At 26.9% G+C, this 8,115-nt stretch carries 12 protein-coding genes; 1 reads left to right on the forward strand and 11 read right to left on the reverse strand.

The window, feature by feature from the left end:
• Positions 1-157: 157 nt before the first annotated feature.
• Genes ACLVEP_RS12340 through ACLVEP_RS12365 form a run of 6 tightly spaced genes read right to left on the reverse strand, consistent with a single transcriptional unit; the run spans position 158 to position 3,254 of the window.
• The gene (locus ACLVEP_RS12340; RefSeq protein WP_412585193.1) at positions 158-847 is read right to left on the reverse strand and encodes a M24 family metallopeptidase; all 690 of its coding nucleotides are present in this window, start codon (positions 845-847) and stop codon (positions 158-160) included.
• A gap of 23 nt (positions 848-870) precedes the next feature.
• Positions 871-1,272 carry a hypothetical protein gene (locus ACLVEP_RS12345; RefSeq protein ID WP_412585195.1) on the reverse strand — a complete coding sequence of 134 codons (402 nt, stop codon included), beginning with the start codon at positions 1,270-1,272 and terminating at the stop codon, positions 871-873.
• A 22-nt stretch (positions 1,273-1,294) separates the two neighbouring features.
• On the reverse strand, positions 1,295-1,873 hold the full coding sequence (locus ACLVEP_RS12350) for a metalloprotease family protein (RefSeq protein ID WP_412585196.1): 579 nt from the start codon (positions 1,871-1,873) through the stop codon (positions 1,295-1,297).
• 20 nt (positions 1,874-1,893) lie between these two features.
• Positions 1,894-2,181 (reverse strand): hypothetical protein, encoded by a 288-nt coding sequence (locus ACLVEP_RS12355; RefSeq protein WP_412585197.1) that lies wholly within the window; start codon positions 2,179-2,181, stop codon positions 1,894-1,896.
• Between the two features lie 5 nt (positions 2,182-2,186).
• Entirely contained in the window at positions 2,187-2,609 is a 423-nt protein-coding gene (locus ACLVEP_RS12360; RefSeq protein WP_412585198.1) for a hypothetical protein, read from the reverse strand.
• Between the two features lie 21 nt (positions 2,610-2,630).
• Positions 2,631-3,254, reverse strand: a complete 624-nt coding sequence (locus ACLVEP_RS12365) for an NUDIX hydrolase N-terminal domain-containing protein (RefSeq protein WP_412585199.1) — start codon at positions 3,252-3,254, stop codon at positions 2,631-2,633.
• Between the two features lie 107 nt (positions 3,255-3,361).
• Between ACLVEP_RS12365 and ACLVEP_RS12370 the strand changes: the two genes are divergently transcribed.
• Positions 3,362-3,793, forward strand: a complete 432-nt coding sequence (locus ACLVEP_RS12370) for an NUDIX hydrolase (protein ID WP_412585200.1) — start codon at positions 3,362-3,364, stop codon at positions 3,791-3,793.
• A gap of 28 nt (positions 3,794-3,821) precedes the next feature.
• Here ACLVEP_RS12370 and ACLVEP_RS12375 read toward each other — a convergent pair whose 3' ends face one another.
• The 5 genes from ACLVEP_RS12375 to ACLVEP_RS12395 form a co-directional block, all read right to left on the reverse strand.
• Positions 3,822-4,676, reverse strand: a complete 855-nt coding sequence (locus ACLVEP_RS12375; protein WP_412585201.1) for an AraC family transcriptional regulator — start codon at positions 4,674-4,676, stop codon at positions 3,822-3,824.
• 63 nt (positions 4,677-4,739) lie between these two features.
• Positions 4,740-5,321 (reverse strand): bis(5'-nucleosyl)-tetraphosphatase (symmetrical) YqeK, encoded by a 582-nt coding sequence (yqeK, locus tag ACLVEP_RS12380; protein WP_412585202.1) that lies wholly within the window; start codon positions 5,319-5,321, stop codon positions 4,740-4,742.
• A 9-nt stretch (positions 5,322-5,330) separates the two neighbouring features.
• A complete protein-coding gene (locus ACLVEP_RS12385; RefSeq protein ID WP_412585203.1) occupies positions 5,331-5,756 on the reverse strand; it encodes a GNAT family N-acetyltransferase in 426 nt (141 codons plus the stop codon).
• Between the two features lie 36 nt (positions 5,757-5,792).
• On the reverse strand, positions 5,793-6,536 hold the full coding sequence (locus ACLVEP_RS12390; protein WP_412585205.1) for an alpha/beta hydrolase: 744 nt from the start codon (positions 6,534-6,536) through the stop codon (positions 5,793-5,795).
• A 14-nt stretch (positions 6,537-6,550) separates the two neighbouring features.
• The coding region (locus tag ACLVEP_RS12395) for a hypothetical protein (RefSeq protein ID WP_412585207.1) at positions 6,551-8,115 on the reverse strand (1,565 nt) is incomplete at its 5' end.

The following is an 8,115-nucleotide window of genomic DNA, read 5'->3' on the forward strand; positions in this document are numbered from 1 at the left end:
AAAGTTAGACTGACATTATTAGGTGTCATTACCAACATTTATCTTGAGTTAGGCTAAATTGTAAAAAATAGAAACAAAAATAAAAAATCACTCATTCCTTAATACAACTAGGTTTGAGCAATTTTTAATATCTTCAACATTTAGTTTTAATAATAAATTATAATTCAATTAATTTTCCTTCAACAAAATAATAAATATTTTCTTTTTTATAACCATATTTAGAATTTAAAACACTTATATGTGGTTCAAACGTAAAATAATTGACATCTATTAATTTTATTTTATTTCCCTTTTCAATATAAATTCTATCTTCACTTCTATTTACAATAGAATGTCCTAAATTTCCTAAAAAATCTAAATTAATAAATCCATATTCCTTTATCAAATGATTCATATGAAAATAAAGATCTTCAAAAGTTGTTTCAACAGTAACATATTTCAATAATTCTTGATGAAGTCTATCTTCCATTTGTAATCCTTTTTTCCATTCTTCATTTTCAATATTTTCTATACAATCAACAACTATCCCATTTTCAATAATAATTGTTCTTGCATAATCTCCCCAAACATTATTATTTTGAGGTGATAAATCAATCGTAATAATATCATCATTTTGTATAGTTTTATTCGCAGTTACATAATGTTTACCTGATATTGAAACATTTGTTTCATCTCCTGAAAAAATAAATGCTCCTACATTCCAATACCAAAAAGAATCCGCACCTAGCTCAAGCATTTTCTTTTCTAAATCATTTCTTAAATCAATAAGGGACATACCAGGTTTAATAATTTCTTTTGCATATTGTATTGTCATTTTTGCTATTTTTTGAACATCTTTATTTTCCATAATATTTTAATTCTCCTTTAAGGTTAAATATTTTTTATAGTTTCATACAACTCTTTTGTTTTTTCTTCACTTTCATAATTAATCAAGCATTTGTCGTCCTTGGTTTCAAAATAAATGTATGAATGAATATTAGGATTTATATAAATAAAACATGTTCCAAATTGTGTATTAAAATAACCTGCTTGACACTCATCTTCTTTATATCCTACTTGTTTATTTCCAATTTCAACATTATCCAATAATTTAATATTTCGTATTTCATCTATTTTAATTGTTGGTTCACTACAATTAGGTACATATGTAATGATTTCATTATCTTTAATTTTAATAGCTGGTTTTTGATTAGAATCTTTTATTAAAGACGTAACGATCAAAATAGGAATCAAAATAACTAAAATAATAATAAAATAATATCTTTTTTTCATTTTTCTACCTTTCCTCTATATGCTATTTCTTCTTATAATACATGTATTTACCACTTAATTGTAAATACTCTATCTGCTTTCTATTTCTAATTATATAAACTATAGTAGCAAAATCATTAATTGCTCCTAAAATTATAATACTTGAAACTAATCCTATCATTTTTAAAATCAATGGATTTGATAGTTTTACAAATATTACAAAAATCGATAATGGCAATGTAATAAGTAAATTAGGTAACAATAAAGTATAAAGATACTCTTTTACATTCTTTATTTCTGTGCAATGTGTTATCATTCCAAACCCCTGAAACCAAATATAAATATCTTCTTTTTTAGAAAATGTTATTGCATGAAAGCATTCATGGACAATCATTAATAAAATCACAATAATAAAACCCAATATATCTATTAAAAATACATTTAAAATTTTTCCATTATATCTAGAAACCAATAAATTTAAACTTTTTGTTAAAGGATATAAAATAATCAAAAAAGCAAATAGATAGTCAATCCACCCAATAACCATTTTCTCTAATTGTGATTCATCAACACTTTTTAACTGGTTATCATTTTTTAAATAACCCTTAAACTTTATTGTCATAGATAACACCTCCAGCATTATTATTTCTTAACAATCCAATCACTTTCTACATTTTCTCTTATTGCATAATAACCTCGTGGTATATCTTTTAATAAACCAATAGAGTTATCAATGTTATAAGCTTCAAATAATGAAATAATTCTTGCATCTTCCATATTATGATTGTTTCCACATAAAAATTGCCACATGCCATCATCTTCATCATGACTTACATATAAAATAGGATGTCCTTCTAAAACATGACAACATACAATACATGCTGTATTTTGTTGATTATCAAAAGGAAAATCATTTATTATTTTATTCATTTTTGTTACTCCATTTCTTTTTGAAAATCTAAAAATTCTTGTACATCATCTTTTATTTCTTGTTCAACATCATTTCTATGAACAATGTCATTCATTAATAACAAATAATCTTCTTTATGAGTAGTTCCATTAATTAATCTATTCAACATAAAAACAGTATGACGTGTTGGTTTTCTATTTAATGAGGCAATCAATTTTTCTTCATATCCTTGTTTATAAAATTTTTCTAAATAATGGACTATTTCTCCAGGAAAACCAAAATCGACTAAAGGATGTTTTTCTATAAAATGCAATAATGGTTCTATAGAAGATAATCCTAAATTTAAATCACTTATTTTTTCAATCAAATCATCAAATTCATAAGTAATTTCATCATCTTCAATACATAATTCCATTTGATCAAGAATAGCTTTTAATTCATCATTCATTTTTTCACCTTCTTTAAAAAATTAATCAAAATATGTTTTCCAATTTTCTCCTGCTTTATAAGCATCAAAACACATTTGAATCTGTTCTTCATTATTCTTTTCTGTAGCAAGTATTGGAAGGTTATCTTTTGTAAAATAATCAAAACCTACTGTTTCACTATTTTCTTTAAAAACACCACCATCTACTTCACAAAGCATAAATATTTTACATACCTTATACGCATAAATTGGTTGATTATGTTTTTCTCTATCTTGAAGTGCAATCACACTTTTAACGACAACATCAAGTCCTGCTTCTTCTTTTACTTCTTTGATAGTATTTTCCATAACAGAAACATTGACATCACACCAACCACCAGGTAGTGCCCATGTTCCATTTTTCTCTTGAACAAGTAAGATTTTATCTTCTTTAAAAATAGCGGCACGTGTATCAATTTTTGGTGTTTGATACCCTACTTCATTACAAAAAAGACCTTCTACTTGTTCTAATGGTTTATTTGAAAGATCTGCCATCATCATAGCAGAAAGTTGACGAATACGTTCATAGCGTTCTTTATCATAAACATCTTTTCCATAAGTAAGTCCAGCTTGTGCTAAGCTTTGTAATTCAATAATATAATCAATCCATTTTTTATTTTTATCCATACACATTTCCTCTAATCTTTATTGATTTTATTATATCATATTTTTCTCATTGCATTTTTATTGAAAACAGATTTATAATAGAACTTACCCATAAGGAGGAAAATCATATGAAAGAATTTCAAAACAAACTTATTGTCCATGGTTTAATGAAAATCAATGACAAATATCTTGTCATTAAAAGAAGTATTATCAAAAGAGGAAAACCAAATGTTTACCCTGAATATTGGGATATTCCTGGAGGCTCTGTAGAAGACTTTGAAACACCTGTAGAAGCTTTAATCAGAGAAGCTAAAGAAGAAGTCAATTTAGATGTTGAAGTCAAACAAATTATTCATGAAGATAGTAACTTTGACAAAGGTAAAAATATTATGTTTACCCGTCTTGTTTATATTTGTACTTTAAAAAATACTACTGATTATACAATTCAATTAGATCCTGAAGAACATAGTGAATATCGTCTTATTTCTTCTCTAGATGAAATGTCTAATGAAAAAGTTGTTCCATTTTTAATTGATATCCTATCAAATAAAAATCTCTAATAGAAAATAACTCTATTAGAGATTTCTTTTATCTTTTTTTAATAGGAATCCAAATTTCACAATAATAATTTTCATCCAATGTACCTTTAGAATATTTTGTTGGATCATCATAATATTCTACACAATATCCCGCAGCAAATTCATAATCTTTTAAAGCTGGTAACCACTCTGTAAATATTTTAATATTTACATCTTGCAAGGCTTTAGGCATTGCACCAACACATGGAAAAATTGCCCATTCAAATTCAGGAATAGTTTCTAAAGCGAAACCTTCTGGAATAACTTGTCCTTGATAAGGATCAGCAATTAAATAATCAAAACTTTCTTGTCCCATTTGTTTATCAATATTAATTCCATAAATCCCTCTAACAACTTTTCCTTTACCTGTTTGATAGTGTTCTTTCCAAAAATCAGGAACAACTTTTTTAGCATTTTCATACGCAAATGTTTTTCCATTAGCGATAACTTTAAATGCTTTTTTTCTTTCAATCTTGTAATCCATAAGATATCCTCCTTCTAAAGCTATTGTTAGTTTCAGTGGAGCAAAGGATTTCAAAGTTGTATTCTTCTTACGAGCTACTGTTGGTGTTACACCATGAAAACGTGTAAAAGCTTTGGTAAAACTATCTGGTGAATCATATCCATACTTTAAAGCAATATCAATAATTTTTATATCACTTCCTGCAATTTCATTACCTGCAAGCGATAGTCTTCTTTTACGAATATATTCGCTAATAGTGAATCCACATAACATGGCAAATCCTTTTTGAAAATAAAACTCAGAAATATGAACATGTCTTGCAACATCCTTCACCGTTATATTTTCTGTTAAATGACTTTCAATATATTGAATGGTCTCCTCAATTGCATTTACCCAATCCATATCTTTTCTCCTTTTCTCTACTGTACTTGTATTATAGTTAAGAAAAAAGATTTCTTCCCGACACTATTTGCTTTCATTTGTCAGTTTTAATTTTTCATAAGCTTCTAATAACCAAGTATGAGGCATAAGAAGTTGATGTGTTTCAAACTGATAATTAATAAACCAATAACATCCTTTATCTAAAGAAACATTAATTGCCTCTTTTAATGATTGATAATAAGGAGGTATCCCTCCTTGATCCCAAGCGAGTTTATCAGCTAAGAAAATAATTTTATCATAATCATTCATTTCTTTTTTCAAAGTTGTATGACATTCAATTGCTGATAAAATATCTTTATCTTCAATATGAAAATAGTCGTGTGCAATTTCTTTAGAAATTCTTTGATGCAATAAAAAATGATATTTTTCTTCACTAGCATCTATTTGATATCCTAATTCTTTAGCGTATTTATACATATCATCTGGTGAAAGGATTGCACTGATATCATGCAATAATGCTGCTATCTTACATTTTTCAAGATCTAGATGATATTGTGTTGCAAGTTTTTTAGCTTCTTTGGCTACATTATTTACATGATTCCACGTTTTTTCTTTATGATATTTTAAATAAAGATCTTTGATTTTATCGTATAATTCAATATTCATTTTATACTCCTATTTTAGATATTTAATAAAACTATAGCCTTTTTTAGAATACCCTTGTTTTTCATAAAAAATGTGTGCTGTTTTTCTAGAAATCCCACTATTTAAAGTAATTGCAGCTATGTTATTTGTTCTGGCATATTTTTCAATTTCTTGTATAAGTTGTTTTCCAATTCCTTTATTTTGATAATTTCTATCAACAGCAAGCGCATTTACCCTTATTATTTGTTTTGGAAGTTCAAAGACATAACTTATTTCTATTCCAATAAAACCAACAACTTTATTTTCCATACAAGCTACATATATCAAATAATTATTTTTTATCATTTCTTGTACTCTTAAAACAAATAAACCATAATCAACTTCATAGCCTAATTCATTTTTTAATAATTCATAAATAGGTTTTATATCATTTTCTTCAAAACATCTTATTTTCATATGCATTTACCTTTTTTATAATTCATTTTTAACTTCTTATTTCCACATCACATTCATATACAACTCATTTTGTTTTTCCCATTCAGCTTCATTATGATGACCTCCAGGAATAATATTGATATAACTTGTTGCACCTTGAGACACAATATAATCATTAAACTCCTGAATGTTTTTAATATAACGTTGTGGTCTTTTAAATTCTTCCGTTCCTAAAGACATATAAATACGTGTATCAGGGTTTAGATTTTGAGGAAGATCTTTTTCTAAACGTTTTTTACATAAGCCAAAGGCTGGTGATAAACAAGCGGCTTTAGAAATATATTGGTTGTATTTGATGACTCCATAAAAAGCCATCAAACCACCCATAGAACTTCCTGCAATAGCTGTACATTCTCTATAAGGATATGTTCTATATTTTTGATCAATCATGGGTTTTAGTTCATAAACAAGCCAATCTAATGTTTGAATACCTTTCCCTTGAACACGCCCAAAATAACGACTGTTTAAGTTATAGGGACAATACTCACCTAATCTTTCATTTCCTTCATGATTACATTCAACACCTACAATAATCAATTTCTTATCATAATGATCTAAAAATTCAGCTAAGCCCCATGATTTACCATAAGTAGCATCCCTATCTAAAAACAAATTATGTCCATCAAACATATAAACAACAGGATATCTTTCATCACTTTGATAATAATCATTGGGTAAATAAATATGCAATGTTCTTTGACAATTAAATGGTCTTAAATAAACATCATATTTTTCTAACATTAAAAACACCTCTTTTATAATGAAATAACTTCATCAAGATCACATTGATCAATTTGGTTTTTACCACCAATAATACATATTCCACCTTTTTCTAAAGTTTCATCGATTTCCTTTGCAATTTCTAATAATTCATCCTTATCTACATTTAAAATAGCTTCTAATTGTTCTTGTCTAGCTTCTTCATCATTTTTATTAAAGTAATACAAATCACCATATTTACCAATATTATAAGGCATCATAAATGGCATTAACCCTGAAAGCGTTCCAATGATAAATCCTGTTAAATCATGATTTTCCTTTAAATAATCCTTTAAGAATGTTCCACATTTTTCATATTTCTTTAAAGATTCTTTTCCATTTGGATCACGATAAGAATAACAACATGTAAATCCTGAAGCACGTGATACTAAACCTGTACCATAAGCCCCACCTTGTACTCTTACTACATTCCATAAATACGCTAATGAAATGATTTTTGAGGCAAGCGGTGTCACTTTAGAAGTATCTAAAAGATATCCTCCTCTAGAGGCATAGGCAATATCTGAAGGAATAATGATTCCTTCTTTTTTGATAGAAAAAGGTTTGATGATTGCTTTTTCTAAAGTACCAGAAACTTTTAATGTTTCTTTTAAATAACTTACTTGTCTTTCTAAATTTGTATCATTATTTCCTGTAAAAGATAAAGTTAAACGATTATAGAAACAAATATTTTGATAAACACTTTCTAATTTTTGTTTTAGATCATCAAAATTAAAATGATCATCTAATTCTTTTAACCACTTATAATAAGCAATACCACTACTATATTCATCAATAACACCTGAAGGACTTACCATCGCTAAAACTCTTTTCATTGATAAACTATGACCTGCCATAGTAATCGCTTGTTTTAATGAAATAATGCGTTGTTTTAAAATATCATGAATCATTTTTTCTTGATCAAAGACAGATTCTTGTAAGATTTCAATAAGAAGTTTTAAAGCTTCTTTTTCATTTTCTTCTAAAGTAGAAAATGAAGCTTTTAAGTAAACTTGATTTTCTTTATTTGTTGTTTCATATGTATTAATAGAAAAATTCATTGATCCACAAAGAAGACGAATCTTTGTAGAAAGATCTTTAGCACTATGTTTTGTCGTAGAGATATTTCCTAATAATGAACAAATAAAAGATAAGCTACTTATTTGATCTAAATCTAAATGATCGATATTAAAATAAAGAGCATAATAATAAATACCATTGGTTTCTGTTTGATGTTTTAAAACTTTACATCCTTCTAAATCTATCAATTTTGAAGGAATCTTTTGTGCTTTTGCTTCAATATCTTCAAGACTTAATTTAGGTAAGGTATTTAAGTTTTCAAGAGTATCTGGCGCTTGTTGGAAAGCATCCAATTGTTTTTGTTCTGTATGTAATTGTTGTTTTTGAACATCAGTCATAGAATTTAAAGCATCCGTTAATTTCTTTTCTTCTTTTTCACGACGGTGTTGTCCTAATTCTTTAGAAGGTTTTAAAACAATTTCACAACTATGTTTATTTTCTAAAAGAACTTCTTTGATAAGATTTTCAAAATAACCTTCAT

Source organism: Faecalibacillus sp. (assembly GCF_047023275.1).
In the GTDB taxonomy this organism is placed as follows: domain Bacteria; phylum Bacillota_I; class Bacilli_A; order Erysipelotrichales; family Coprobacillaceae; genus Faecalibacillus.